The organism is Bradyrhizobium sp. CIR18 (assembly GCF_014198295.1).
Lineage (GTDB): Bacteria > Pseudomonadota > Alphaproteobacteria > Rhizobiales > Xanthobacteraceae > Bradyrhizobium.
Window position 1 is genome coordinate 142,158 of record NZ_JACIHF010000001.1, and the last position, 25,059, is coordinate 167,216.

The following is a 25,059-nucleotide window of genomic DNA, read 5'->3' on the forward strand; positions in this document are numbered from 1 at the left end:
CGGGATTCCGCGAGACCAGAGAACGACATGCGCGCCGAAATCGAACGGTTGGTAGAAGAGATCAAGCAGTCAGTCGGGCTGCTGAGGAGGCATCTTTGACGTCGAGAAATCGACGGCGCGCCTCGCCGAGCTGAACAAGCTCGCAGAAGATCCCAATCTCTGGAACGATCCCCAGAAAGCCCAGAAGCTGATGCAGGAGCGGACCTCGCTGGAGGATTCGCTCTCGGGCATCGGCAAGGTCGAGCAGGAGCTTGAAGACGACATTGGCATGATCGAGCTCGGCGAGGCCGAGGGCGATGCCGGCGTCGTCGCGGAAGCCGAAGCGGCTCTCAAGAATCTCAAGAAGGAAGTGGCGCGGCGCGAGCTCGAGGCGCTGCTGTCGGGCGAAGCCGACCGGTTCGATTCCTATCTCGAAGTCCATGCCGGCGCCGGCGGCACCGAGAGCCAGGACTGGGCGCAGATGCTGTTGCGCATGTACACGCGCTGGGCCGACACCCACGGCTTCAAGGTCGAGGTGCTGGAAGAGTCCGAGGGCGAAGAGGCCGGCATCAAGTCCGCGACGATCCAGGTCTCGGGCCACAACGCCTATGGCTGGCTGAAGACGGAAGCGGGCGTGCATCGCCTGGTGCGCATCTCGCCGTTCGATTCCAACGCGCGGCGGCACACCTCGTTCTCGAGCGTGCAGGTGTTCCCGGTCATCGACGACAGCATCAAGATCGACATCAAGGAAGCCGACGTCCGCGTCGACACCATGCGCTCGGGCGGCGCCGGCGGCCAGCACGTCAACAAGACCGAATCCGCAGTGCGGCTGACGCACATTCCGACCGGTGTCGCCGTGGTCTGCCAGGCCGGCCGCTCTCAGCACAAGAACCGGGCGCAGGCCTGGGACATGCTGCGCGCGCGCCTGTATGAAATCGAGTTGAAGAAGCGCGAGGAGAAGGCCGCCGCCGACCAGGCCGCCAAGACCGATATCGGCTGGGGCCATCAGATCCGCTCCTACGTGCTCCAGCCCTACCAGATGGTGAAGGATCTGCGCACGGGGGTGCAGACCTCGGACACCTCGGGCGTGCTCGGCGGCGATCTCGACGACTTCATGGCCGCGACGCTGGCGCAGCGCGCCTTCGGCACCACGGGTGCCGACATCGAGGACGTGGACTAGCCATGCCCCGCGTCGCCTTCATCGGATTGGGGCGAATGGGTCATGGCATGGCCGGGCGCTACCTCGATGCGGGCTTCACGGTGACGGTGTGGAATCGCAGCAAGGCCAAGGCTGAAGAGCTGATCGCGCGCGGCGCGCTTTGGGCGACCTCGCCCGAGGACGCCGCCATCGATGCCGACGCGGTCGTGACCATGGTGGCCGACGACGAGGCCTCGCGCGCGGTCTGGCTCGGACTGAAGGGCGCCGCGAAGACGGCGAAATCAGGCACGATCGCGATCGAATGCTCCACCGTCTCCTATGACCATGCTCGCGAGATGGGCCGCGAGCTCAACGCGCGCGGGCTGATCTACATCGATTGCCCCGTGACGGGATTGCCGGATGCGGCAGCCGCCGGGAAACTGACGCTGCTGGTCGGCGCCGACGCCGCCGATCTCGAACGCGCGCGGCCGTATCTGACGCCGATCGGCTCGATCATCCGTCATTTCGGCGCCGTCGGCTCGGGCACCGTCTACAAGCTGATCAACAATCTCATGGGGGCGATCCAGATCGCCGGCCTCGCCGAGGGCCTTGCGATCGCCGAGCAGGCCGGGCTCGACATGAAGCTCGTGCTGGAGTCGATCCAGGCAGGCGTGGCCGCAAGCCCGCATGTAACGCGTCACTCCAAGCGCATGGTCGCCCGCGATTTTTCCGGCGCGACCTTCACGGCGGCACTGCGGCACAAGGATGCGGCCTACGCCGTGAAGCTCGCCGAGAGCCTCTTGGCGGACAAGCCGCTGGTCTCGCGCGCCGCGGTGGAAGCCTACGCGCAGGCGAAGGCTGCGATGCCGGATGATGATGAAGGCAAGATGATCGAGCTGGTGTCGCGGCCGAAGAAGCCGTCTTAGCCGGTCGCATCCACATGGGGCAGCCACGTTCGGAACGCGGTCTCGGCATTGCCCTCGTTATCGCCGCCGCAATTGCCTGGAGCACGGCGCCGTTCTTCACGCGCCTTCTGCCGTTTGATCCCTGGACCATTCTGTTCTGGCGCGGCCTGTTCGCCGGCAGCCTGGTCACCATGCTCCTCGTCGTGATGCAAGGCCGCGCCGGGCTGCGGCAGTTGCTAGTGCCGGGGAAGGCAGGCCTGCTCGTGGCCTCATTGTCCGCGATCGGCATGATTTCGTTCATTCCCGCGCTGCAGATGACCGACGTCATGAACGTGGCGGTGCTGATCGCAACACAGCCGTTCGTCGCGGCCGCGCTGGCTTGGCTGTGGCTCAATGAGGCCGCGACATGGCGCACGCTGGTCGCGAGCGTGATTGCCTTTGCCGGCGTGGTGATCACGGTCGGCGGTGTGCAAGCCGGTGCCGATCTCGGTGGCATCGCGCTCAGTTGCCTGATGGTGCTCGCCATCTCCACCATGACGGTGGTGGTCCGGCGCCATCGCGAGACGTCGATGGTGGCGGCAGCCGCGCTGTCGAATTTCATCGGAAGCCTCGTCAGCCTTCCATTCGCCCATGACATCGCTCATGTCGGCGGCAACGGCCTCGCGATCCTTGCGATGTTCGGCTGCCTCCAGGTCGCGCTCGGCCTGACCTTCTACATGCTCGGCTCGCGACTGCTGCCGTCGGGGCAGGCCTCCCTGATCGCGACGCTGGAAACGCCGCTGATGCCGTTCTGGATCTGGGTTGCCTTCCGCGAGATACCCGCCGTCCACGCGCTCATTGGCGGCGCGTTGGTGATTGGGGCGGTAGTTGCGGATATCGCGGGCGATCGCCGGTCACGGGGATGATCTCGAGCAATTTTGTCGGAAACCGGGTGGCGAGATTTTCCGCGTTGTCCTAGGCGAGCAGCCGCGCCGAGGTGAAACGCATGCCCCCAACCGACAACAGGATCGACGCGCGCGACTGGTCGCTGCTCGCGGTGCTCTCCGTTCTCTGGGGCGGCTCGTTCTTCTTCAACGGCGCGGCCTTGCGGGAATTGCCGCCGCTGACGCTGGTGTTCTTGCGGGTCGCGCTCGGCGCGGCCATGCTGCTGCCGCTGCTGCGCATGCAGGGAATCAGCTTTCCCAGAGGCACGACGGGCTGGAAGCCGTTCGTCTCGATCGGGCTGCTCAACAATGCCATCCCGTTCTCGCTGATCGTGATCGGCCAAACCTTCATCCCGAGCGGTCTGGCATCGATCCTGAACGCGACCACGCCATTGTTCACGGTGCTCGTGATGGCGGCGGCAGGCGAAGAGGCCTTGCACATCCGCCGCGTGGCCGGCGTGGCGCTGGGCCTTGTCGGCGTCATCATCCTGCGCGGATGGGGCCTCGAGACAAGACCGGGGCAGGGGCTCGGCATCCTGCTCTGCCTGGGCGGCGCCCTCAGCTACGGCTTTGCGGCGTTGGCGGCGCGGCGGCTGTTGAAGGACTCTCCGCCGCTGGGCACGGCGACGTTTCAACTGATGGCATCGACGGTGATGATGGCAATCATCGCTGGCGTGGTGGAGCAGCCATGGCGCCTCGCAGTGCCGGGTGTCGCGACATGGTCCGCGGTGCTTGGCCTTGCGGCCCTGTCGACGGCGCTCGCCTACATCGTCTTCTTTCAGATCATACGGCGCTCCGGTGCGACCAATGTCATGCTGGTGACGCTGCTCATTCCCGTCACCGCCATCCTGCTGGGATGGCTGGTGCTGGGGGAGCCGATCTCGATGCGCGAGATCGCAGGCGCCATCGTCATTGGCAGCGCGCTGCTCGTGATCGACGGACGCGTTTTGAACCTGCCGCGGCGCAGCGAGTAAGGTCCGGATTCGCGGTTTCATCTCGCGGAAAATCGAAGCGCTTGCCAGCCGCCAACGGCCTTGCGACACTCCCCACAAAACAAGACTACAAAACAGGGGAGAGACCGATGCCGGGTCGTCGCAAAAACCTTGCTGCCCTCGCCATGCTTGCCGCCGGAGTGCTCGCCACGACACCGGTCTCGGCGCAGAAAAAATACGACCCCGGCGCCAGCGACACCGAAATCAAGATCGGCAACATCATGCCCTATAGTGGGCCGGCGTCGTCCTACGGTGTGATCGGCAAGACCGAGGCCGCCTATTTCAGGATGATCAACGATCAGGGCGGGATCAACGGCCGCAAGATCAACTTCATCAGTTATGACGACGCCTATTCGCCGCCGAAGGCGATCGAGCAGGCGCGCAAGCTGGTCGAGAGCGACGAGGTGCTGCTGATCTTCCAGCCGCTCGGCACGCCCTCGAATTCCGCGATCATGAAATACATGAACGCCAAGAAGGTGCCGCAGCTGTTCGTCGCGTCCGGCGGCACCAAGTTCGGCGACCCCAAGAACTTCCCGTGGACCATGGGCTTCCAGCCCAACTACCAGAGCGAAGGACGCATCTACGCCAAGTACATTCGCGATCATTTCCCGAGCAGCAAGATCGCCGTCTTCTGGCAGAATGACGACGCCGGCAAGGACCAGTTCAAGGGCCTGAAGGACGGGCTCGGCGACAAGGCCAGCATGATCATCGCCGACAAGTCCTACGAGGTCAGCGATCCCTCGATCGACTCGCAGATCGTCGCCCTGCACGATTCCGGTGCGGACATCTTCTTCTCATGGGCCGCGCCGAAAGGCTCGGCGCAGGCGATCCGGAAGGTGGGCGAGCTCGGCTGGAAGCCAAAATTCTTCCTGGCCAACACCGCGACCTCCGTCGCCTCGGTACTCAAGCCGGCCGGGCTCGACTACTCCAAGGACATCATCTCGACCATCTATCTGAAAGATCCGACCGACCCGGCCTGGGACAAGGATCCGGCCGTGGTGAAATGGCGGGAGTTCATGGACAAATATTACCCCGATGGCGACAAGACCAATTCCAACAACGTCTACGGTTATGTCCAGGCCGAGGCGATGGCGCAGGTGCTGAAGCAATGCGGCGATAATCTCACCCGCGAAAACGTCATGAAGCAGGCGGCAAACCTGAAGGACTATCACACCGACCTGATGCTGCCGGGCATCATGGTCAACACCTCACCGGACGATTATTTCCCGATCGAGCAGATGCAGCTGATGCGCTTCAACGGGCAAGCCTGGGAGCTGTTCGGCGACGTCATCACCGGCGAGGTCGGCCACGAGCGCAGCCAGTGATGATGTACAGTCGCCTTTTGTCGCGGGCTTAGCCCGCGCTGAGACGCACGCCGGCGCGGAGGAACTTCTGCGGATCGACCGCTTCGCCCTCGATGCGGGTCTCGTAGTGCAGATGCGGACCGGTGGAGCGACCGGTCGACCCGACCAGACCGACGACCTGGCCGATCTTCACGGTCTCGCCGACCCTGACGTTGATCTCGGAGAGATGGCCGTAGCGGGTCGAAAGTCCGTTGCCGTGGTCGACCTCGACCATGCGGCCGTAACCGCCGGACCAGCCGGCCGACACCACCTTGCCGTTGGCGGTGACGCGAACCGGATCGCCGGTGGCAGCGCGGAAATCGAGCCCGGTATGCATCGCGGGCCGGCCGAGGAACGGATCGCTGCGGACGCCGAAGCCGGAGGTGAACTCGACCTCGCCGATGACGGGCTTGCGGTAGGGCACCAGCGCCAGCGTGCGGTTGAGACGGTCCATCTCGGCGCGCGTGGTGTTGATGCGATAGAGCTGCTTCTCGAACGGTCCGGCGTTGGCCGTCAGTTTGACCGGCACGAACGGACCACCCATCGCGGTGCGCGGCACGGCGGATTCGAGATTGGCGAGATTCAGGCCGAGATCGCTGACGACGCCGCGCATCCGGCGCATCCGTGAATCCATGCCTTCCTCGACGGCGCTGAGCGCCGCCATCTGGCGCCGTTCAACCTGGTCGAGCGAGGTCGTGAGCCGGACCAAAACGTTGTCGAAACCCTGGTTCTTGGCGAATTGGCTGGTCGGGGGCGCTGCGACAGTGGGTGCGCGCGATTCCAGGCGGGCCTCACGGTCCGGAGGCGCCACGAAGATCACGGTGTCGCTGATCGGCGAGGGTTTAGGCGTGCTCTGGCTCGAATCGCCGCGCTGGGGCGTCGCACGCGGAATCGAGCCGGTTACATCAGGCATGGCTCCGAGCGCCGTCGCCCGGGACTCCAGCGCCGTCTGGCGCTTCATGATCTGGTCGAGTTTCTGGTCGAACTGTTCCTGGTCGAGCAACTGGCGGCTGGTGGTGCGGTCGACCTTGGCGCGCAGCTCGGCGATACGGTCCTCATAGGCGTATTGCATCTCGGCTTGGCGGGCGATCAGCCGGGTCAGGACGTCGTCACGGAAAGCGAAATAGGTAGCGGTTGCCGCCGACCAAAGACCGAGCAGCACCACCGTGCCAACCACGATCCAGAACACCACGGGCCCGAAGCGAACCTGCTTGCCGGCATGGACGATGGTGTAGGCGTCGTCGGTCGCGGGAAGGGGAATCGCTGCGGTTGCCGCGGGGGCAGGACGGCGTTGGGAGGCCCGTCCGCGGTCGTGAGGATGATGTTGGGCCTGCTGCGAGTATTGGGCAGAACTTTTCGACATCGGCACTCCCGCGCCGGTCGGATGAGTCCGTACGGCCTAATTGCCGCAGCAATCTGGGCGGTCATGGTTAATTTTCCGGAAACGGGAACGCGCGAATTTAAAGGACTGGTTAAAGACTTCTTGCCGCTTCCAGCACCTCGTCGGCATGACCGTCGACCCGGACATTGCGCCAGATCCTGGCCAGTTTGCCATCGGCCCCGACCAGTATCGTGGTGCGAAGAATCCCAAGGAAGCTCTTGCCATACATGGACTTTTCGCCCCAGGCGCCATAGGCTTCCAGCATCTGGTGCGTCTCATCCGAGATCAGGGGGATACCGAGCTTGTGCTTGTCGCGAAACTTCTCCTGAGCCTTTAACGGATCGGCGGAGACGCCTAGCACGGCAGTGTCGGCAGCCGCGAAGGCACCGGCGAGGCGAGTGAAGTCGATCGCCTCCCGGGTGCACCCCGGGGTGTCGGCGCGGGGGTAGAAGAACAGGACGAGCTTTCGGCCGGCATAGTCCGCCAATGTGACGACCTCGCCGCCGTCGCGGGGCAGGCGGAAGGCGGGGGCCTTCTGGCCCTCGGTCAGGCCCGACTTCGCCTTGGCGGGCGGAGACACCGATTTGGAGGAATTTAACTGTTTCGATGCGGCCGTATGTGATCCTGCTTTTGCTAAGGTCCCGGTTGATTTGCTCGCCGGTGTCCGCGGCGTTTTCGCGGACTTTGTCGGAGTAGAGGCCCGCGTTTTCGGGGCCTGCTTTTTAGCCGTCGGACTGCCGGAGGGCGTTTTGGACGATTTCGTTCGGGATTTCTTGGACATACGCCTTCCTTTCGACGCTTTCGGCGGGTCAACCGAAACGGTATTGCAGCTCTCGTCCGGTGTGCCGGAATCGCGCCCTCGGCTGGGCAAGTCTGGCGGCGCCGGAGTATGGTTACAAGGAATTCCACGCACCACCCCACTGCTCGTTGAACGCGCTCCCGGGGCGAAATGACGAACAGCAGGAATATTCGAGGTATGGCGGCAATGCCGGCGCAGGGAGCTTCGCTTCCCGCGGACGGCTGCGGTCCCGGCGGCGCTCAATCCTATGACGGGCGCCTGTATCGAGAGGCAATGGCAAGGAATAAGTCGCCCCAGGATTACAATCGGGACTTCGATCGGCGCGGCGTTCAGCAACAGCCGCAGGAATGGGACGACGCCGATTGGGATCCGGATCAGGAGGCGGCCGCGGGCCATCGCGCGCGCCGGCTGCTGTCGCGTTCCAATTCGGGCTTTCATCGCTTCGGTGACGGGTTTGGGGCGCTACGCCGCTGGCTGGCTGCCGATCGCTGGCTGAAGCGCGTCGTCCTTGTCGTCGGGACTCTCGCCGTCATCTTCATCGGCTGCTTCGGCGCGCTGTGGTGGCGGCTCGGTGCCGGCCCCATCAATCTCGACATTGCAACGCCATGGCTGGCGGCCGCGATCGAGGACAATATCGGTCACGGCAACACGGTTGAGATCGGAGGCACCCAGATCGAGCGCGCCGGCCGGGTTCGCATCGCCGTCCGCATCCGAGACATCATCGTCCGCGATCGCGATCACGCCGTCGTTGCCAGCGCGCCGAAGGCCGAAGTGAAGCTATCGGGTGCCGGCCTGCTGATGGGTCACCTGCGCGCCGAGAGTCTCAATCTGGTCGATGCCGAACTCGCGATCCGCATCGCGCCCGACGGTACCGTCACCGTGTCCGCCGGCGATACCGCAAAGCCGCTGGCAACCGGCGTCGCCTCGAAGAAGGACGCGGGCCTGCCGCCGACATTCCCGCGCAACGGCGTCCCGCCGCCGCCATTCGCCACGGCGCCTGCGAACCAGGATCCATCCCAAGCCGCCTCTCAAGGCCCGCCTCAGGCGACGGCACAAAGCGGCATCCTTCAGGGCCTCGACTGGCTCGACAGTCTGAGCATGACCGGCCTCGACGGCCAGAATCTCAACGAGATCGGCCTGAAGAACGGCAATCTGATCGTCGACGATCAGCAGCGCGGCAGCAAATGGTCGTTTGAGAACATCACGCTCAGCCTGCGTCGGCCGAGCCGGGGTGGCGTCACGCTCAGCCTGGGCGAAGAGGGCGCGCGCCCGTGGATGCTGCGTGCCACGATCGGGCCGGCCGAGAACGGCGTGCGCTCGGTCGACATCAAGGCCGACAAGGTCTCGACCTCCAACATCCTCCTGGCACTGCGGGTCAAGGATCTCACCTACACCGCCGACCTGCCGCTGACGGGCGAGCTCAAGGGCGAGCTCGGCCGCGATGGCGTGCCGACCTTCTTCCGCGGCAAGATCGCGGTCGGCGCCGGCAATATCATCGACACCGACACGCCGGACTATCCGATGGCGATCGACCAGGCCGAGATCAACGTCGAGTGGGACGCCAATCGGCGGGTGCTGGTGGCACCGTTCAAGATCCTGTCGGGCGCGAACCGCCTGACGCTTCTGGCTCATCTGGAGCCGCCCAACGGCACCATCAATGACTGGCAGCTCGGCTTCAGCGGCGGTTCGATCCTGCTCGGCGGCATCGACAACGAGCCGCCGCTCGTCTTCAACCGCATCGCGATCGGCTTCCGCTTCGACACCGACCACAAGCGCCTCTTGCTGACGCAGGCCGACATCAGCAATGGCGAGATCGGTGTCGCCGGCACGGGTGCGATCGACTATTCCGGCGAGCCGCGGCTGACGCTGGGCTTTGCGGGAACGCCGATGTCGGCCTCCGCGCTGAAGCGGATGTGGCCGACGCTGGTCGTTCCCGAGTTGCGCGAATGGGTGATCGAGCGGATCGAGCGCGGTACGCTCCAGCGCATCGAGATCGGCGTCAATTCGCCGACGAAGAACCTTCCGCGCAAGGGCCCGCCGATTCCCGACGACGGCCTCTCGGTCAACATCGTCGCGAGCGGCGTCGCGGTCCGTCCCGTGGACGGCATGCCCGTTGTGCACGATGCCGATCTGAAGGCGCGCGTGACCGGCCGCACCGCGACCGTGACCATCGGGCAGGGCATTGCCGATACGCCCGCCGGCCGCAAGGTCACGATTTCCGATTTCGTCTTCGAGGTGCCGGATATGGCGCCCAAGCCGTCGCCGTCGCGGACCAGGTTCCGCGTCGACGGACCCGTGCCTGCGGCGGCCGAGATGCTCTCGAACGATCGCCTGAGTGATCTGTCATCGACCGTCGTCGATCCCAACACCAGCAAGGGGACGTTCACGGCGAACATCCAGCTCGGCCTGCCGGTCAAGGGCGAGCTGACCAAGGCGGACACGACCTACGCCGTCACCGCCGATCTCAACGGTTTTGCCGCCGACAAGCTGGTGATGAACCAGAAGCTGGAGGCCAACAGCCTCAAGATCGTCGCGAGCAACACGGGCTATCAGGTCAAGGGCGACGTCAAGATCAACGGGCAGGCGGCCTCGCTCGACTATCGCAAGCCGGCCGAGGGCGACGCGGATGTCAGGTTGCAGGCGACGCTGGACGATGCGAGCCGGGCGCGCCTGGGATTCGACCTCAGCCCCGCCGTCAGCGGATCGTTGCCGATCAAGCTGTCGGGCAAGATCGCCGGCGGTCCCGACCAGACGACGAAGCTCGGCGTCGAGGCCGACCTGACCTCGGTGAAGCTCGACAATATCCTGCCCGGCTGGGTCAAGCTGCCGGGCAAGTCGGGCAAGGCCAGCTTCAAGGTCGTGCCGACCGCGCAATCGACGCGTCTGGAAGACATCGTCATCGAAGGCGGTGGCGCCTCGATCAAGGGCTCGCTCGAGGTCGACGCGAACGGCGATCTCATGAACGCGAACTTCCCGACCTATTCGCCGTCCGATGGCGACAAGGCGTCGCTGAAGGTGGAGCGCAGCCAGGATGGCGTCATCAAGGGCACGATGCGCGGCGACGTGTTCGACGGTCGCGGCTTCCTGAAGTCGGCGATCTCCGGCAATTCCAAGGACGACAAGAACAAGATGAAGAACGTCGATTTCGACATCGACGTGAAGCTCGGCGCCGTCGCCGGTTTCAACGGCGAGGCGATGCGCAGTGTCGATGCCAAGATGTCGAAACGCAATGGTGCCATCAAGGCGTTCACGCTGAGCGGCAAGGTCGGCAAGGACACGCCGGTGGCGGCTGACCTGCGCGGCGGCCGTGCGCAGGGCAACCGCGAGGTGATCTACCTCCAGACCAACGATGCCGGCGCGCTGCTGCGGTTCACCGACACCTACACCAAGGCGGTCGGCGGCCAGATGGTGGTGGCGATGGAGCCGCCGACATCCGAGCCGAACACCTCGCGCGAGGGCCTCATCAACGTCCGCGACTTCACGGTGAAGGGCGAGGCGCAGCTCGAACGCGTCGCCGCTGGCGCGCCCAACGGCACCGGCAACGGCGTCTCGTTCAGTGCGCTCCGCGCCGAGTTCACGCGGCAGAACGGTGCGCTGACGGTCCGCGACGGTGTGGTCAAGGGGCCCATGATCGGCGCCACCATCGAGGGCTCGATCGACTATCCCGGCAACCAGGTCTGCATGAGCGGTACCTTCGTGCCGATGTATGGCGTCAACAACATCTTCGGCCAGATCCCGTTGTTCGGCATCTTCCTCGGCGGCGGCAACAATGAAGGGCTGATCGGCGTGACCTATGAGGTCGTCGGCACACCGGCTGCGCCCGTGATGCGCGTCAATCCGATCTCGGCGATGGCCCCCGGCCTGTTCCGCAAGATCTTCGAGTTCAACACCGGCAAGCAGAACTCGCCGTTCGAGGAATTCCCCTCGCAGTCGAACGACGGTTCGACCGGGTCGACGCGCCAGCTCTCGAGCGGCTGTAGCCTGACACGGCGGTAACCACCCATAGTCCCAAGTGCCCGTCCGGGCTTGTCCCGCCTGCGCGGCCGGAGCGGCTTCGGCTCGGCGAAGGCCGGGCATCCACATTCTTCGTCGCGGCCAAAAACGTAGATGGCCGGGACAAGCCCGGCCATGACGAATGTGGCGACGCTCTCGCGCCAAATGTCTTGATTCTGGAGTGACGCGTTAGGCCGCGCGCACGCCCGCCAGGAATGTCCCGACTTCGCCGGAGAGCTGCTCGGCCTGCTTGGACAGGTTCGAGGCGGCGGCGAGCACCATGCCGGCGGCGTTGCCGGCCTCGTTCGCGGCGGTCGAGACGCCGCCGATATTGGTGGTGACTTCCTTGGTGGCTTCCGCCGTCTGCGAGACGCTGCGGGCGATCTCGGCGGTGGCGGCACCTTGCTCCTCGATGGCAGCCCCGATCGAGGTGGCGATGCGGCTGACCTCCTCGATGGTGGCGGTGATGCCGCCGATGGCGTCGACGGCCTCCTTGGTCGCGCCCTGGATCTGGGCGATCTTGTCGCCGATCTCGCGGGTGGCTTCGGCAGTCTGGCTCGCCAGCGACTTCACCTCGGAAGCGACGACGGCAAAGCCGCGGCCGGCTTCACCGGCGCGCGCGGCCTCGATGGTGGCGTTGAGTGCGAGCAGGTTGGTCTGCGCGGCAATGCTGGAGATCAGCTCGGCGACGTGCTCGATCTGCTGGGCGCCGTCCGAGAGCGCACGCACGATGGTGTCGGTGCGGCGCGCGCTGTCGACCGCGCGGCCCGTGACTTCTGCGGACTGAGCGACCTGGCGGCTGATCTCGGTGATGGAGGAGGAGAGCTCCTCGGCGGCAGCCGCGACGGTCTGGACGCGCTGGCTCGCCTCGGTGGCGGCCGTGCCGACCACGGCGGCGCGGCGGTTGGTGCCTTCGGCCGTGGATGACATCGACTTGGCGGTGGTCTCGAGCTCGCCGGAGCCGGAAGCCATCAGGCCGACGAGCTGACCGACGGAGGCATCGAAGCGATCGGCGAGGGCGATCAGGGCGTCGCGCTTCTCCTGCTCGCTGCGGGTCTTGGTGGCGACCTGCTCGGCTTCCAGGTTACGCGCCGTCAGTGCGGTCTGACGCAGGACTTCGAGCGTCTCGGCCATGCGGCCGATCTCGTCGCCGCGGTCGGTCTCCTCGACCGGCTTGTCGATGGCGCCTTCCGAAATCTCCTGCATGCGGTTCTTCTGGCGGTCGAGAGCGCCGAGCACGTCGCGGGCGATCAGCCAGGACAGCGTCGCCATCAGCAGCATCAGGCCGATGCCGATCGCGGCAAGCTCCAGCGTCAGGGCGCGCACGTCGGCGTCGATGTCGTCGACATAGAGACCGTAGCTGATGGTCGCGTTCCAGGGCGCGAATTTGCGCGCGAAGACGGTCTTGCGCACGGGCTCGGTCTGGCCGGGGCGGGGGTAGAGATAGGAGGTCACTCCGCCCTGTGCGGTCTCGCCGCCGGCCTTGATGATGGCGTCGGCGATCAAGACGCCGTTGGAGTCCTTGGCCCCAGTGATCTTGCCTTCCAGCTGCTGGTTGGCGCCGTTCACCAGGATGGAGGTGTCGGGGTTGTAGACAACGGGGTAGCCCTGGTTGCCGTTGAAGTTCATGCGGCGGCCACGCTGGTGGAACTGGGCCTTGGCGTCGGCCGGCGTCAGCTTGCCGGCGGCAACCTCTTCCTGAAGCGATTGCGCGTAGTTGTAGAGCAGCTCTACCGCAGTCCGCATCTGCTGGACGCGATCCTCCATCATGCGACTCTTGCTGAGGACGGACGATACGCCGATGATGGCCGTGACTGTGAGAGCTGAAAGACAGACCATGCTGGCGAGCTTGGTCCGGATCTTGAGATGACTCATCAGCTTCATCGCGGCCTCGAAAGAAATGGTTGTTATTGCTCGCGTCGGTAGCATGAAGTTCTTACCAATCATGAATGGACGCGTGCGACGTGCTGCCGCGCGCGCAGCGTCCGCAGCCGGATGCGCAAGCATGCAGGCGGAATCGCGCTTTGCCAGTGCGTGGCGCGTCCGGTCGTCGAGACAGATGATGTCGGAATTTGGTGGTGACCGAGCCGGGCCGGAGCGGCAATGAACCGATTCGTTCACCGCATCGTCATGGCCGTGCTGCTCGTGGCTGCCCTCGTCCTGATCTGGAACGTGCTGGGCGCGCGCTGAGTCGGCACCGGCAGATCCGCCAGTGCCGACTTGCTTTCAGGTTAACTAGCGAGCGCCTCAGCGCCGTGCGTAGGCGTCGCCCGCCGCGTCGCTCTCCTTGCCCATCAGCGCATCGACGCTGACCGAACCGCCGCCGGCGGCCGCGAGGTAGAGGCAGGCGAAGCAGAACAGGATTGCTGCGGTGCCGCCATTGAGCAGCGGCAGGAACACAGGCGCTTCGCCTTTGAGCATGTGGCCCACGAAGTAAGCGAAGGCCATTTCGCCCGAGAGAATGAAAGCGGTGAGGCGGGTGAACAAGCCGAGCATCAGAAGCGCGCCGAGCACGAGCTCGAGCGCACCGGCCGTCCAGATCAGCGGCGGGATGTTCGCGAAGTAGGGGAGCACCGGAAACTTGAAGATCTTTGCGATGCCGTACTGGAACAGCAGCAGTCCGGTGACGAAGCGAAACAGGCTCAAGAGAACCGGTTGAAAGCGAGTGAGATACGGAAAGTTCATTGGTTTGTGCCCTCCATCCAATGCTGCGACTTGGACCGCATTCGGTTTCGCCCTGCAAGCCGTGCACACTCGATTCGTCCTGACATTTTCGTCATGTCGGACAAAACACCGCAGGCCAGGATTTCAGCCCCGTGCGACCGCACTTTTTGCGCGTGTTCCCCGTCGCGCCCATCCGTAATTTGCCGGTGACGCGGATGCGCGCAAGTTACCTCCAGGAAACTTACCGCCGCAAGGCGGGCACGATCAGGAACGGGATCATCCCGAGCACCACGCTCGCAAGTGCGAAAGCAAGCAGCGCGTTATACCCGTGGGTCGCGTCATGGATCAGGCCGCCGCTCCAGGAGCCGAACGCCGAGCCGAGTCCACTGCCGATCGAGATAGTGCCGTAGATGGTGCCGACCCGCTTGCCCTGGAAAATCCTCATCGCCGTGGCGCTGATCAGCGGGCCGCGCGAGCCCATCATGCTGCCGAAGCAGACGACGAAACCGGTGAGCAGCAGGATGTTCGGAGAATACTGCAACAGCCACAGCAGGACGATGCCGAGGATCGAGATCGCGTAGCTCAGCAGCACCGACGGCCTGCGCCCGATCAGGCCGTCGAGCGCGGACACGCCGAGCATGCCGAACACAAGCACGACGCCGGAGAAGCCCCAGGCGGTCGCAGCCTGCAGCGGCGGGAAGCCGGCGTCGATCAGATAGGCCACGATCTGCGCGGCAATTGAGTACATGCCGACGGCAGTGAAGAAGAAGGTCCAGAACAGCGCCCAGAAGGCGTGATGGCGCATGGCACGAAGGAGGGTCCAGCCATTGTCGACGAAATCAGGGTCGGTCCTTTTCACGACATGCGGCGAGCCCGCAGCGAACAGCCGCCACGGCAGCAGCATCAGCGGGAGCAACAGGCCGAGTGCCGTAAAGCCGAATAGCTGGTAGGTGTCGCGCCAGCCGACGTGATCGATCAGGAGCTGCGAGGCCGGCAGCAGCGCCAGCACGCCGCCGCCCATCGCCGAATACACCACCGACATTGCAGTCGGCAGACGGGGCCCGAACCAACGGCCGAGCAGGATCGAGTTCGGCACGATGCCGATGAAGGCAACGCCGATGCCGACGCAGAGGCCGATCGAGAGTTGGAACTGCCAGAGATGTTGCGCGTGGGCTGCGACCAGGAATGCCGCGCCCAGCAGCAACAGCCCGAGCGCATAGACGATGCGTGGTCCGGAATGGTCGAACAGGCGTCCGACGAAGGGCGCAGTGAGACCGCTCGCGAGCCAGGTCAGTGAATAGACCGAGACGATCTGCGCGCGGTCCCAGCCAAAACTTTCCGAAATCGGTTTCAGGAACACCGTAAAGCTGTCTCCGAGCCCGCGGCCGAGCACGGCCAGCGTGAAGCACAGGGCGAGCACGACGAGCGCGGTGCGAACAGCGTCCCGCTGATCGCTCGCGACGTTCTCCCTGGGAGTGTTCTGATCCATTGCCTGTCAGGGAGCGCGCATCCGTGCGCCCTGACAAGCAGCGAAAAGCTCATACGCCTATGCAGGCTTAAGCAGGACGTGCTTCTTCTTGCCGAAGGAGAGCTTGATCACGCCCTCGGGCGTCAGATTGTTTGTCGACAGTGCCATCTTTTCGTCAGTGACCGGCTCGTCGTTGACGCGAAGGCCGCCGCCCTTGATCTGGCGCCGGGCTTCGCCGTTGGAAGCAACGAGGCCCGCCTTGACGAAGGCGTTGAGCACGCCGAAGCCGGCGTCGATCTCGCCCCGCGGAATTTCTACCGTCGGCAGGGTTTCGGCCAGCGCGCCTTCCTCGAAGGTGCGGCGCGCGGTCTCCGCCGCCTCGTTCGCGGCCTCGCGGCCATGCAGCAGCGCGGTCGCTTCAGTGGCGAGCACCTTCTTGGCCTCGTTGATCTCCGAGCCGCCGAGCGCTTCGAGCTTCCTGATCTCAGCCATCGGCAGCGTCGTGAACAGCTTCAGGAATTTGCCGACATCGGCATCCTCGGTGTTGCGCCAGTACTGCCAGAAATCATAGGGCGAGAACGCGTCGGCGTTGAGCCAGACCGCGCCTTGCGCGGTCTTGCCCATCTTGGCGCCCGATGCGGTCGTCAGCAGCGGCGTCGTCAGCGCGAAAAGCTGGTGCGTGCCCATGCGGCGCCCGAGATCGACGCCCATGATGATGTTGCCCCACTGGTCCGAGCCGCCCATCTGCAATTTGCAGCCGGTGCGCTTGGCAAGCTCGACGAAGTCGTAGGCCTGGCAGACCATGTAGTTGAACTCGATGAAGCTCATCTCCTGCTCGCGCTCGAGGCGCAGCCGGACGGAGTCCATCGTCAGCATGCGGTTGACCGAGAAGTGCCGGCCGACGTCGCGCAGCATCTCGATCCAGTTCAGCTTGGTCAGCCACTCCGCATTGTCGAGCATGACGGCGTCGCTTGCGCCGCTGCCGTAGCGCAGCACTTTCGCGAACACGCCGCGGATCGATTCCTTGTTGGCCTCGATCTCGGCGACGGTGCGCATCGCGCGCGTCTCGTCCTTGCCGGAGGGATCGCCCACCATGGTAGTGCCACCGCCCATCAGCGTGATCGGCTTGTTGCCGGACTGCTGCAGCCAATGCAGCATCATCATGGTCAGGTAATTGCCGATATGCAGCGAGCGGGCGGTGCAATCGTAGCCGACATAGGCGGTCGCCTCGCCCTTGGCGGCGAGCGCGTCCAGCCCCTCGAAATCGGAGCATTGGTGGATGAAACCACGTTCCTGCAGGATATTGAGGAAATCCGATTTAAATGCAGTCATCTGTCGGCATGCCCAACAATTCTTGGTTTACTGTTTCGGGAGCAATTTAAGGGTCTTCCGTGGGAACCCGATTGCTACCCGCCCCTTGGCGCTGTGGCATTATAAGATGTGTCCCTCTGGCACAAGATCGGCATGCCGGAGGGGGTCTCTTGAGGACGCTGATCCATGATGTTGACGGCACTCGGTTTGATGAGCGGCACCTCGCTGGACGGGGTGGATGTCGCGCTGATCGAAACCGATGGAAAACAGGTGAAGGCATTTGGGCCGTCCGGCTACCGGGCCTATAGCCCAGCGGAGCGCAATCTGTTGCGTCAGGCCCTCTCCGAGGCTGTGCACCTGGCGCAACGTGACGCCCGGCCAGGCATCCTGGCCGAGGCCGAGCGCGCGGTAACACAGGCCCATGCCGAGGCGGTTGCCGCCTTCTTCGCCCAGAACCGAATGAAGCCCGAGGATGTCGACATCGTCGGCTTCCACGGCCAGACCGTGCTGCACCGCCCCGAGCGGCGCCTGACGGTGCAGATCGGTGACGCCGCGGCGCTGGCGAAGGCGATCCATATCCCAGTGATGCATGATTTCCGCGCCGCCGACGTCGAGGCCGGCGGGCAGGGGGCGCCCTTCGTACCAGTCTACCACCGCGCGCTCGCCAACTCGCTGGATCGCGAGGGGCCGATCGTCGTGGTCAATATCGGCGGCGTCTCCAACATCACCTATATCGACGGCAACGATACGCTGATCGCCTGCGACACCGGCCCTGGCAACGCGCTGCTGGACGATTTCATGTACCGCACCATGAACCAGGCGTTCGATGCGGAAGGAAAGTTCGCAGCCCTCGGGAAGGTCGATGAGGTCTGGATCGCTCGCGCGCTGGAGCTGCCGTTCTTTGCGCTGCCTCCGCCGAAATCGCTCGATCGCAACGATTTTGCCGCCTTGAGGCTCGGCGACGTGGCGCCGGCCGACGGTGCGGCGACCCTGACCGCCTTCACCGCGACGGCGATCACCCGCATCATCCCGTTGCTCCCGCGTCGGCCGCGCAGCTGGATCGTCTGCGGCGGCGGCGCCCGCAACCTCACCATGCTCCGCATGCTGCGGGAGCGGGTGGGATCGGCGACAGTCGAGGCCGCCGAGACGCTCGGCTGGGCCTCCGACGCCATCGAAGCCCAGGCCTTCGGCTTCCTCGCGGCGCGCGGGCTGAAGGGCCTGCCATTGTCCTATCCGACCACCACGGGCGTGCCGATGCCGATGACGGGCGGGGTGATCGCGCGGCCCTGAGCGCGGCTTTTCGAATTGGGGCAACTGCATCGCCCTTTCAATTGGCTTTCCAGATTGCAGACACGCCATTGCAGTCTCGCGGCAGGTTTCGCCCGAGCCTTGCTGTCGTTCGGCGCCCTCAATCGGACCAGAGGGCGCAGGGAAGGCCGGGCGCCGGCGGCACCCGCAGGTCCGTGGGCGATAAGAACGCACACGGGGTGGACCACAGGCGTGCCGGTCGCCCGGCCTTCCCTGCGCGGATGGTTTTAACGGTGTCCTTCGTGCTCTCCTCGGGGAGCGTTGCACTATTGCCCCCGTCGCCTCACGGCTGATCGATGTGCGGACCCGGTCGGGCCGCCGCATCACCGCGAGCCTTGACGCCAGAACCCCGGGCGCCGGGACCACACGACTTCTCCGTCCGCGGACGTCCCCGCCAGATCATCAGGGGCTGACGCGTGCTCGCCCCCGATGTCCAACGTGGCCGCTGTGACCGCGCCGTGTCGTATGCACGTTGCGCCGGGACTCACGGTTGCCCGCCCTGTCCTCACACATCGCGCCGGCGCTACCGCGTCCACCGCACCCCGGCCCGCATCTCGTGACGATCGCGAAACGCCCCTCTGGCAGGGCCGGGATAGCGCGTGTATGCCATAAATCCGAAATTCGGAAAAGCGATATATTTCTGCCGGAAGGGGTTGACGGGTTTTGGGTGTTTTGCCCGACGTGTCGCCACGCCGTCATTTGCTTAGCTTCCACTCGCAATGGGCGACGGTAGCGAGTACGGAGAACGGAGTTGAGACATGATGGGTTCGCAAGGGCTCAACCCATCCTACGAGCTAGGCACGGGGCCTGACCATGAAACTGGATGATCGTCTTCCGCCGGATTTTCCCTTTCTGGCGGACCGGCCGGTCTGGCTGTTCGTTCTGCTCTTGGCGGTCGGAATGACGGCCATGTGGATGATCAACAATCTCTATTTTAGCTGGCTGCACCGCAGGGCCCCAAGGCTGTTTCGTCCCCGTGTCCTGCTGGCCATTCTGGCGGCCTGCGTCGCCTTTATCGCGATCGGAATGGCGATCAACCCACTCCCGGTTCGGCCGTAACGCCAGTTCAATGCAGTTGCATTGATCTTGACGTGTGCATGCAAGTGCATTTATATTGGATGCAATTGCATCGAACCGCCGGGATCGCGCCATGACCGCTTCACTGAAACTGATCAGCCACAAGCTTTGTCCCTACGTGCAGCGCGCCGTGATCGCGCTGACGGAGAAGGGCGTTCCGTTCGAGCGGGTCGATATCGATCTCGCCAACAAGCCGGACTGGTTCTTAAAGCTCTCGCCGCTCGGCAAGGTGCCGGTGCTGGTTGTGACGACCGACAAGGGCGAGGTCGCGCTGTTCGAGAGCAACGTGATCTGTGAATACATCGAGGAGACGCAAGCAGGCCTCAAGCTGCATCCGGCGGATGCGCTGAACCGTGCCGAGCATCGCGCCTGGATGGAGTTCGGCTCGGCGATCCTCGGCGACCTCTGGGGACTGGAGACGACGACGGATCCGGCGACCTTCGAAACCAAGCGCCAGGCGCTCGCTGCGAAATTCGCGCGCGTCGAGGCAGCGCTTGGCGCGGGCCCGTATTTCGCAGGCGATGCTTTCAGCCTGGTCGATGCGGTGTTCGCACCCGTCTTCCGCTATTTCGATGTGTTCGACGAACTGACCGAGCTCGGCATCTTCAGCGATCTGCCGAAGGTGCGGGCGTGGCGTGCGGAGCTGGCGAAGCGTCCGAGCGTACGCACCGCGGTCGGCGCCGACTATCCGCAATTACTGCGCGCCTTCCTGGCGCGGCACGACGCGCATCTGCTCAAGCTCGCCGCCTGAGGCGAGCCGATGTCACAATCCATGGCCTGGCTGATGCTGGTGATCGCCGGCGCGCTCGATGTCGGCTGGGCGATCTCGATGAAGTACGCGGAAGGCTACACGCGGGTGGGCTGGAGCATTGCTTCGCTCGTGCTGCTCGCGGCCTTCGTCTTCCTGCTCGGGCGCGCCTTGAAGGTGCTCGAGGTCGGCGTTGCCTATTCGGTGTGGACCGGCATCGGGGCTGCCGGAACCTTCGTCATGGGCGTGGTGCTGTTCGGCGAGACCCTGAGCGCGATGAAGCTTGCCGGCATCGCGCTCGTCTTGACGGGGATCGCCGCGCTCAAGCTGGCTTGAGCTGCGAGCCTTGGCTTCGTAGCCCGGATGGAGCGGAGCGCAATCCGGGGCCGTGTATCCGCGGATGGAGTTTCCCGGATTTCGCTTCGCTCCATCCGGGCTACAAAATCTCAGCGTACGTTCGCGAGCCGCATGTCGAGATAGGCGGTGATGGTTTCCATCAGCGGCTCGAGCTTGGCGTCGAAGAAATGGTTGGCGCCGGGGATGACCTGCTGGTCGATCACGATGCCCTTCTGCGTCTTCAGCTTCTCGACCAGCGTGTTGACGTCCTTCGGCGGCACCACCGCGTCCTTCTCGCCATGCACGATCAGGCCCGACGACGGGCAGGGCGCAAGGAACGAGAAGTCGTAGAGGTTGGCCGGCGGCGCGATCGAGATGAAGCCCTCGACCTCGGGGCGGCGCATCAGAAGCTGCATGCCGATCCAGGCGCCGAAGGAGAAGCCGGCGACCCAGCAAGCGCGCGCTTCGGGATTGATGGTCTGCGCCCAGTCGAGGGCTGCGGCGGCGTCCGACAATTCGCCGGTGCCGTGGTCGAACGAGCCCTGGCTGCGGCCGACGCCGCGGAAATTGAAGCGCAGCACCGAGAAGCCACGATGCGCGAACGCATAATAGCACTGGTACACGATCTGATGATTCATCGTGCCGTGAAACTGCGGATGCGGATGCAGGATCATCGCGATCGGCGCGTTCTTCTGCTTGGCCGGGTGATAGCGGCCTTCGAGACGGCCGGCAGGGCCAGTGAAAATAACTTCAGGCATCGATGATCTCTTGATTGACTTGCTGGAGAGACGATCCTCGGCAATCAACCGATTGTGGCCTCATCGGCAGGTGCCGACGGAAGCGCGAATGAAGGGTGAGAAGGCGCGCCTTGCGGTGATGCGCTGAAGGCGTGCGGTGACTTGACGGTGCGGGTTCTAACATAGGCAGAGGGTCAAAAAGCAAGCATCTTGAACATCACCCAATGGGCTCAAGGCGTTAGCGTGTCATGGTCGCGTCATCGGCTGCCGCGGATCTGGAATCGCCCGTTGCCAAGCGCATGTCGGGGCGCCATGTCGAGCTGGAGGCGCCCCCCGGGCCGAGTTTCCCAAGCAAGGTAATATAATACTAGATGCGGAACCGCGTTTATCTCGACTGGAATGCGACCACACCGCTACGCGCCGAAGCGCGACGCGCGATGCTCGCCGCCTGGGACCTGGTCGGGAACCCGTCCTCAGTCCATGCCGAGGGGCGCGAGGCGCGACGGCTGGTCGAGGAGGCCCGCGCCGCGCTCGCGGTGGCGGTAGGGGCGCTGCCGCGGAACGTCGTCTTCACCTCCGCAGGCACGGAAGCCAACGCACTGGCGCTGTCGCCTGGCCTGCGGCGGTCATCCGGCGGCCCGGTCGAGCGGCTGCTGGTCTCGGCCGTGGAGCACGCTTCGGTGCTGGCCGGTGGCCGATTCCCGGCGGACAGGGTCAGCCCGATCCCGGTGACGCGTTCCGGTGTGGTTGACCTCGACCATCTCACGAGTCTGCTCGGTGACGGCGCTCCGGCACTGGTTTCCGTCATGGCCGCGAACAACGAAACCGGCGCGCTCCAGCCGGTCGCCGAGATCGCCCGGATCGTCCACGAGGCCGGCGGCCTCCTGCACGTCGATGCAATCCAGGCGCTTGGCAAAATTCCATTTGAAATCAACGCTATGGGCGCGGATCTTGCGACTTTTTCTGCGCATAAGGTCGGCGGCCCCAAGGGCGTCGGCGCTCTGGTCGTGGCGGAGGGACTGACGGGACTGGAGCCGTTGTTGCGGGGAGGCGGCCAGGAGCTGAACCGACGCGCGGGAACCGAGAATGTTGCGGGAATCGCCGGCTTTGGCGCAGCGGTGAAGGCCGCGCTTCAAACTCTTTCCGAAGATGCGGAACAGATGGCAACCCTCAGAATTCGCTTGGAAAACGGCATCCGAGCAATCGCCGGCGCAACGATCTTCTCGAACGAGGTGACGCGGTTGCCAAATACCGTCCTTTTCACCGCGCCCGGCCTCAAGGCTGAAACCGCCGTGATCGGCTTCGACCTCGAAGGCATCGCAGTCTCCTCAGGTTCGGCCTGTTCCTCGGGTAAGGTCCAGCCGTCCCACGTGCTGTCGGCGATGGGGTACGATCCCGCCGTGGCCCAGGGAGCGGTGCGCCTCAGTCTGGGCTGGTCCACGGAACTCGAAGACATCAATAGGACGTTAGAGGCTTGGCGAAAGCTCGGTAATACCCTACTTAAGAGCTAAGCGATGAAACACGGCTTGAACGGTTCTAAGCGCGTGCTTTCCGCCAAAAAACATCGTAATAGACACCGTAATAATCGTTCGAGTTTGATCCACCGCGGTCCTTGAAACCGCGAGCGGAGGATGGAATGCCAGCCGTACAAGAGACGGTCGAGCGCGTGAAGCGCATCGACGTCGACCAGTATCGTTATGGGTTTGAGACCCTGATCGACTCCGAGAAGGCCCCCAAGGGGCTTTCGGAAGAGATCGTAAAATTCATCTCGCAGAAGAAGAACGAACCCGACTGGATGCTCCAGTGGCGGCTTGAGGCCTATCGGCGCTGGCTGACCATGACCGAGCCGACCTGGGCGCGCGTCGACTATCCCAAGATCGACTTCCAGGACCTCTATTACTACGCGGCGCCGAAGCCGAAGAAGACGGTCACCTCGCTGGACGAGATCGATCCGGAGATCCTGAAGACCTACGAGAAGCTCGGCATCCCCTTGCGGGAAGTTGCCATGCTCGAAGGCGTCGAGCCGAAGGTAGGCGAAGAAGATCCCGCCCGCCGGAAGATCGCGGTCGACGCGGTCTTCGATTCGGTGTCGGTTGCGACCACCTTCAAGGCGGAGCTGAAGAAGGCCGGCGTGATCTTCATGCCGATTTCTGAGGCGATCCGCGAGCACCCTGAATTGGTGCAGAAATATCTGGGATCGGTGGTTCCGACCTCGGACAATTTCTACGCGACACTGAACTCGGCGGTGTTCTCCGACGGCTCGTTCGTCTACGTGCCGCCAGGCGTGCGCTGCCCGATGGAGCTGTCGACCTATTTCCGCATCAACGAGCGCAATACCGGCCAGTTCGAGCGCACGCTGATCATCGCCGACAAGGGCGCCTACGTCTCCTATCTCGAGGGCTGCACCGCGCCGCAGCGCGACGAGAACCAGCTGCACGCCGCCGTGGTCGAGCTCGTCGCGCATGACGACGCCGAGATCAAATATTCGACGGTGCAGAACTGGTACCCCGGCAATTCGGAAGGCAAGGGCGGCATCTACAATTTCGTCACCAAGCGTGGCGACTGCCGCGGCAACCGTTCGAAGATCTCCTGGACCCAGGTCGAAACGGGTTCGGCGATCACCTGGAAATATCCGAGCTGCATTCTCCGCGGTGATAATTCGAGCGGCGAGTTCTACTCGATCGCGATCTCGAACGGCTTCCAGCAGGTCGACTCGGGCACCAAGATGATCCATCTCGGCAAGAACACGTCGAGTCGTATCATCTCCAAGGGCATCGCGGCCGGCAAGTCGCAGAACACCTATCGCGGCCTCGTTACCGCGCACCGGAAAGCGACCGGCGCGCGCAACTTCACCGCCTGCGACTCGCTGCTGATCGGCGATAAATGCGGCGCGCACACCGTGCCGTACATCGAGGCCAAGAACTCCTCGGCGACGTTCGAGCACGAAGCGACGACCTCGAAGATCTCCGAGGACGTGCTGTTCTACTGCATCCAGCGCGGTCTCTCGCAGGAGGAGGCGGTCGGCCTCGTCGTCAACGGCTTCGTCAAGGACGTGCTGCAGCAACTGCCGATGGAATTCGCGGTGGAAGCGCAGAAGCTGATCTCGATCTCGCTTGAAGGGTCGGTCGGTTAATACCGACCCTCGCGGTGCGCTTAGGCGCTCCATGCATCATTTGAATAGACTGGACACCAAAATGGCTTTGCTTGAAGTGAAAGACCTCAAGGTTCGTGTCGAGGAGCGTGAGATCCTCCACGGGCTGACGCTGACCGTGAACGAGGGCGAGGTCCATGCGATCATGGGGCCCAACGGCTCCGGCAAATCGACGCTCTCCCACGTCATCGCCGGCAAGCCCGGCTACGAGGTCACCGACGGCCAGATCCTGTTCAAGGGCGAGGATCTCCTTGAGATGAGCCCGGACGAGCGCGCCGCCAAGGGCGTGTTCCTGGCGTTCCAGTATCCGGTCGAGATTCCCGGCGTCGCCACCATGAACTTCCTGCGCACCGCGCTGAACGCGCAACGCAAGGCGCGCGGCGAGGACGAATACTCGACGCCGGACTTCCTGAAGAAGGTCCGCGAGGTCTCGAAGTCGTTGAACATCCCGCAGGACATGCTCAAGCGCGGCGTCAATGTCGGCTTCTCCGGCGGTGAGAAGAAGCGCAACGAGGTGCTGCAGATGGCGCTGTTCGAGCCGAGCCTGTGCATCCTCGACGAGATGGATTCCGGCCTCGACATCGATGCGCTGCGCATCGCGGCCGACGGCGTCAACGCGCTGCGTTCGCCGGGGCGCGCGATGGTCGTCATCACCCATTATCAGCGGCTGCTGAACTACATCGTGCCCGACGTCGTGCACGTGATGTCGAAGGGCCGTGTCGTGAAGAGCGGCGGTAAGGAATTGGCGCTGGAGCTGGAAGCATCCGGCTACGCCCAGTTCGAGGATGCCGCGTAAGGAATTTTGC

The 25,059-nt window shown here is 64.3% G+C and carries 20 protein-coding genes; 13 read left to right on the forward strand and 7 right to left on the reverse strand.

Features of this window, described 5'->3' with window-relative positions; translation table 11 throughout:
• Positions 1–27: 27 nt before the first annotated feature.
• The 5 genes from prfB (at position 28) to GGD65_RS00790 (ending at position 5,262) form a co-directional block, all read left to right on the forward strand.
• Positions 28–1,159, forward strand: a protein-coding gene (gene prfB / locus GGD65_RS00770; protein WP_099091752.1) for a peptide chain release factor 2 whose coding sequence is annotated in 2 segments (ribosomal slippage) — positions 28–96 and positions 98–1,159 — 1,131 coding nt in all. Because the reading frame shifts where the segments join, the coding sequence is not laid out codon by codon here.
• Between the two features lie 2 nt (positions 1,160–1,161).
• Complete coding sequence (locus GGD65_RS00775; protein ID WP_183234154.1) at positions 1,162–2,043, forward strand: NAD(P)-dependent oxidoreductase; 882 nt, start codon at positions 1,162–1,164, stop codon at positions 2,041–2,043.
• 14 nt (positions 2,044–2,057) lie between these two features.
• Positions 2,058–2,927 (forward strand): DMT family transporter, encoded by an 870-nt coding sequence (locus tag GGD65_RS00780; RefSeq protein WP_183234155.1) that lies wholly within the window; start codon positions 2,058–2,060, stop codon positions 2,925–2,927.
• Positions 2,928–3,007: 80 nt separating this feature from the next.
• On the forward strand, positions 3,008–3,919 hold the full coding sequence (locus tag GGD65_RS00785; protein ID WP_183234156.1) for a DMT family transporter: 912 nt from the start codon (positions 3,008–3,010) through the stop codon (positions 3,917–3,919).
• 107 nt (positions 3,920–4,026) lie between these two features.
• On the forward strand, positions 4,027–5,262 hold the full coding sequence (locus tag GGD65_RS00790; protein ID WP_026202862.1) for an ABC transporter substrate-binding protein: 1,236 nt from the start codon (positions 4,027–4,029) through the stop codon (positions 5,260–5,262).
• A 28-nt stretch (positions 5,263–5,290) separates the two neighbouring features.
• On the opposite strand, the gene GGD65_RS00795 is transcribed toward GGD65_RS00790, so the two are convergent.
• A complete protein-coding gene (locus tag GGD65_RS00795) occupies positions 5,291–6,643 on the reverse strand; it encodes a M23 family metallopeptidase (RefSeq protein WP_183234157.1) in 1,353 nt (450 codons plus the stop codon).
• 109 nt (positions 6,644–6,752) lie between these two features.
• Complete coding sequence (locus GGD65_RS00800; RefSeq protein WP_092262057.1) at positions 6,753–7,442, reverse strand: peroxiredoxin; 690 nt, start codon at positions 7,440–7,442, stop codon at positions 6,753–6,755.
• A 204-nt stretch (positions 7,443–7,646) separates the two neighbouring features.
• Between GGD65_RS00800 and GGD65_RS00805 the strand changes: the two genes are divergently transcribed.
• Positions 7,647–11,456 carry a DUF3971 domain-containing protein gene (locus GGD65_RS00805; RefSeq protein ID WP_183234910.1) on the forward strand — a complete coding sequence of 1,270 codons (3,810 nt, stop codon included), beginning with the start codon at positions 7,647–7,649 and terminating at the stop codon, positions 11,454–11,456.
• A gap of 186 nt (positions 11,457–11,642) precedes the next feature.
• On the opposite strand, the gene GGD65_RS00810 is transcribed toward GGD65_RS00805, so the two are convergent.
• The 4 genes from GGD65_RS00810 to tyrS form a co-directional block, all read right to left on the reverse strand.
• Positions 11,643–13,337, reverse strand: a complete 1,695-nt coding sequence (locus GGD65_RS00810) for a methyl-accepting chemotaxis protein (protein WP_183234158.1) — start codon at positions 13,335–13,337, stop codon at positions 11,643–11,645.
• Between the two features lie 363 nt (positions 13,338–13,700).
• Complete coding sequence (locus tag GGD65_RS00815; protein WP_183234159.1) at positions 13,701–14,138, reverse strand: DoxX family protein; 438 nt, start codon at positions 14,136–14,138, stop codon at positions 13,701–13,703.
• Positions 14,139–14,358: 220 nt separating this feature from the next.
• Positions 14,359–15,606, reverse strand: coding sequence for an MFS transporter (locus GGD65_RS00820; RefSeq protein ID WP_018323025.1), 1,248 nt, complete (start codon positions 15,604–15,606; stop codon positions 14,359–14,361).
• 57 nt (positions 15,607–15,663) lie between these two features.
• Positions 15,664–16,917, reverse strand: coding sequence for a tyrosine--tRNA ligase (gene tyrS, locus GGD65_RS00825; RefSeq protein WP_183234160.1), 1,254 nt, complete (start codon positions 16,915–16,917; stop codon positions 15,664–15,666).
• 165 nt (positions 16,918–17,082) lie between these two features.
• On the opposite strand from tyrS, the gene GGD65_RS00830 reads away from it, so the two are divergent.
• The 4 genes from GGD65_RS00830 to GGD65_RS00845 all read left to right on the forward strand — a co-directional run bounded on the left by GGD65_RS00830 (position 17,083) and on the right by GGD65_RS00845 (position 20,365).
• Positions 17,083–18,186, forward strand: a complete 1,104-nt coding sequence (locus GGD65_RS00830) for an anhydro-N-acetylmuramic acid kinase (protein WP_183234161.1) — start codon at positions 17,083–17,085, stop codon at positions 18,184–18,186.
• An 831-nt stretch (positions 18,187–19,017) separates the two neighbouring features.
• Positions 19,018–19,263: a hypothetical protein gene (locus tag GGD65_RS00835; protein WP_183234162.1), complete on the forward strand. Its 246-nt coding sequence runs from the start codon at positions 19,018–19,020 to the stop codon at positions 19,261–19,263.
• Between the two features lie 91 nt (positions 19,264–19,354).
• A complete protein-coding gene (locus GGD65_RS00840) occupies positions 19,355–20,032 on the forward strand; it encodes a glutathione S-transferase family protein (RefSeq protein WP_183234163.1) in 678 nt (225 codons plus the stop codon).
• A 9-nt stretch (positions 20,033–20,041) separates the two neighbouring features.
• A complete protein-coding gene (locus GGD65_RS00845) occupies positions 20,042–20,365 on the forward strand; it encodes a multidrug efflux SMR transporter (RefSeq protein WP_018323029.1) in 324 nt (107 codons plus the stop codon).
• Positions 20,366–20,475: 110 nt separating this feature from the next.
• Here GGD65_RS00845 and GGD65_RS00850 read toward each other — a convergent pair whose 3' ends face one another.
• Positions 20,476–21,123 (reverse strand): alpha/beta hydrolase, encoded by a 648-nt coding sequence (locus GGD65_RS00850; protein WP_014495555.1) that lies wholly within the window; start codon positions 21,121–21,123, stop codon positions 20,476–20,478.
• Positions 21,124–21,473: 350 nt separating this feature from the next.
• Here GGD65_RS00850 and GGD65_RS00855 point away from each other — a divergent pair, with 350 nt between their 5' ends.
• The 3 genes from GGD65_RS00855 to sufC all read left to right on the forward strand — a co-directional run bounded on the left by GGD65_RS00855 (position 21,474) and on the right by sufC (position 25,049).
• Positions 21,474–22,613, forward strand: coding sequence for a cysteine desulfurase family protein (locus GGD65_RS00855; protein ID WP_183234164.1), 1,140 nt, complete (start codon positions 21,474–21,476; stop codon positions 22,611–22,613).
• Positions 22,614–22,738: 125 nt separating this feature from the next.
• Positions 22,739–24,235 carry a Fe-S cluster assembly protein SufB gene (sufB, locus tag GGD65_RS00860; protein WP_018323031.1) on the forward strand — a complete coding sequence of 499 codons (1,497 nt, stop codon included), beginning with the start codon at positions 22,739–22,741 and terminating at the stop codon, positions 24,233–24,235.
• A gap of 61 nt (positions 24,236–24,296) precedes the next feature.
• The gene (sufC, locus tag GGD65_RS00865; RefSeq protein WP_020508824.1) at positions 24,297–25,049 is read left to right on the forward strand and encodes a Fe-S cluster assembly ATPase SufC; all 753 of its coding nucleotides are present in this window, start codon (positions 24,297–24,299) and stop codon (positions 25,047–25,049) included.
• Positions 25,050–25,059 lie beyond the last annotated feature (10 nt).

Coding starts and splice junctions, on each gene's coding strand:
- GGD65_RS00795 (WP_183234157.1), bottom strand. CDS start 6,643: ATGTCGAAAAGTTCTGCCCAATACTCGCAGCAGGCCCAACATCATCCT.
- GGD65_RS00785 (WP_183234156.1), top strand. CDS start 3,008: ATGCCCCCAACCGACAACAGGATCGACGCGCGCGACTGGTCGCTGCTC.
- sufB (WP_018323031.1), top strand. CDS start 22,739: ATGCCAGCCGTACAAGAGACGGTCGAGCGCGTGAAGCGCATCGACGTC.
- GGD65_RS00800 (WP_092262057.1), bottom strand. CDS start 7,442: ATGTCCAAGAAATCCCGAACGAAATCGTCCAAAACGCCCTCCGGCAGT.
- sufC (WP_020508824.1), top strand. CDS start 24,297: ATGGCTTTGCTTGAAGTGAAAGACCTCAAGGTTCGTGTCGAGGAGCGT.
- GGD65_RS00790 (WP_026202862.1), top strand. CDS start 4,027: ATGCCGGGTCGTCGCAAAAACCTTGCTGCCCTCGCCATGCTTGCCGCC.
- GGD65_RS00845 (WP_018323029.1), top strand. CDS start 20,042: ATGTCACAATCCATGGCCTGGCTGATGCTGGTGATCGCCGGCGCGCTC.
- GGD65_RS00815 (WP_183234159.1), bottom strand. CDS start 14,138: ATGAACTTTCCGTATCTCACTCGCTTTCAACCGGTTCTCTTGAGCCTG.
- GGD65_RS00810 (WP_183234158.1), bottom strand. CDS start 13,337: ATGAAGCTGATGAGTCATCTCAAGATCCGGACCAAGCTCGCCAGCATG.
- tyrS (WP_183234160.1), bottom strand. CDS start 16,917: ATGACTGCATTTAAATCGGATTTCCTCAATATCCTGCAGGAACGTGGT.
- GGD65_RS00830 (WP_183234161.1), top strand. CDS start 17,083: ATGATGTTGACGGCACTCGGTTTGATGAGCGGCACCTCGCTGGACGGG.
- GGD65_RS00855 (WP_183234164.1), top strand. CDS start 21,474: ATGCGGAACCGCGTTTATCTCGACTGGAATGCGACCACACCGCTACGC.
- GGD65_RS00850 (WP_014495555.1), bottom strand. CDS start 21,123: ATGCCTGAAGTTATTTTCACTGGCCCTGCCGGCCGTCTCGAAGGCCGC.
- GGD65_RS00805 (WP_183234910.1), top strand. CDS start 7,647: ATGCCGGCGCAGGGAGCTTCGCTTCCCGCGGACGGCTGCGGTCCCGGC.
- GGD65_RS00835 (WP_183234162.1), top strand. CDS start 19,018: ATGAAACTGGATGATCGTCTTCCGCCGGATTTTCCCTTTCTGGCGGAC.
- GGD65_RS00780 (WP_183234155.1), top strand. CDS start 2,058: ATGGGGCAGCCACGTTCGGAACGCGGTCTCGGCATTGCCCTCGTTATC.
- GGD65_RS00820 (WP_018323025.1), bottom strand. CDS start 15,606: ATGGATCAGAACACTCCCAGGGAGAACGTCGCGAGCGATCAGCGGGAC.
- GGD65_RS00775 (WP_183234154.1), top strand. CDS start 1,162: ATGCCCCGCGTCGCCTTCATCGGATTGGGGCGAATGGGTCATGGCATG.
- GGD65_RS00840 (WP_183234163.1), top strand. CDS start 19,355: ATGACCGCTTCACTGAAACTGATCAGCCACAAGCTTTGTCCCTACGTG.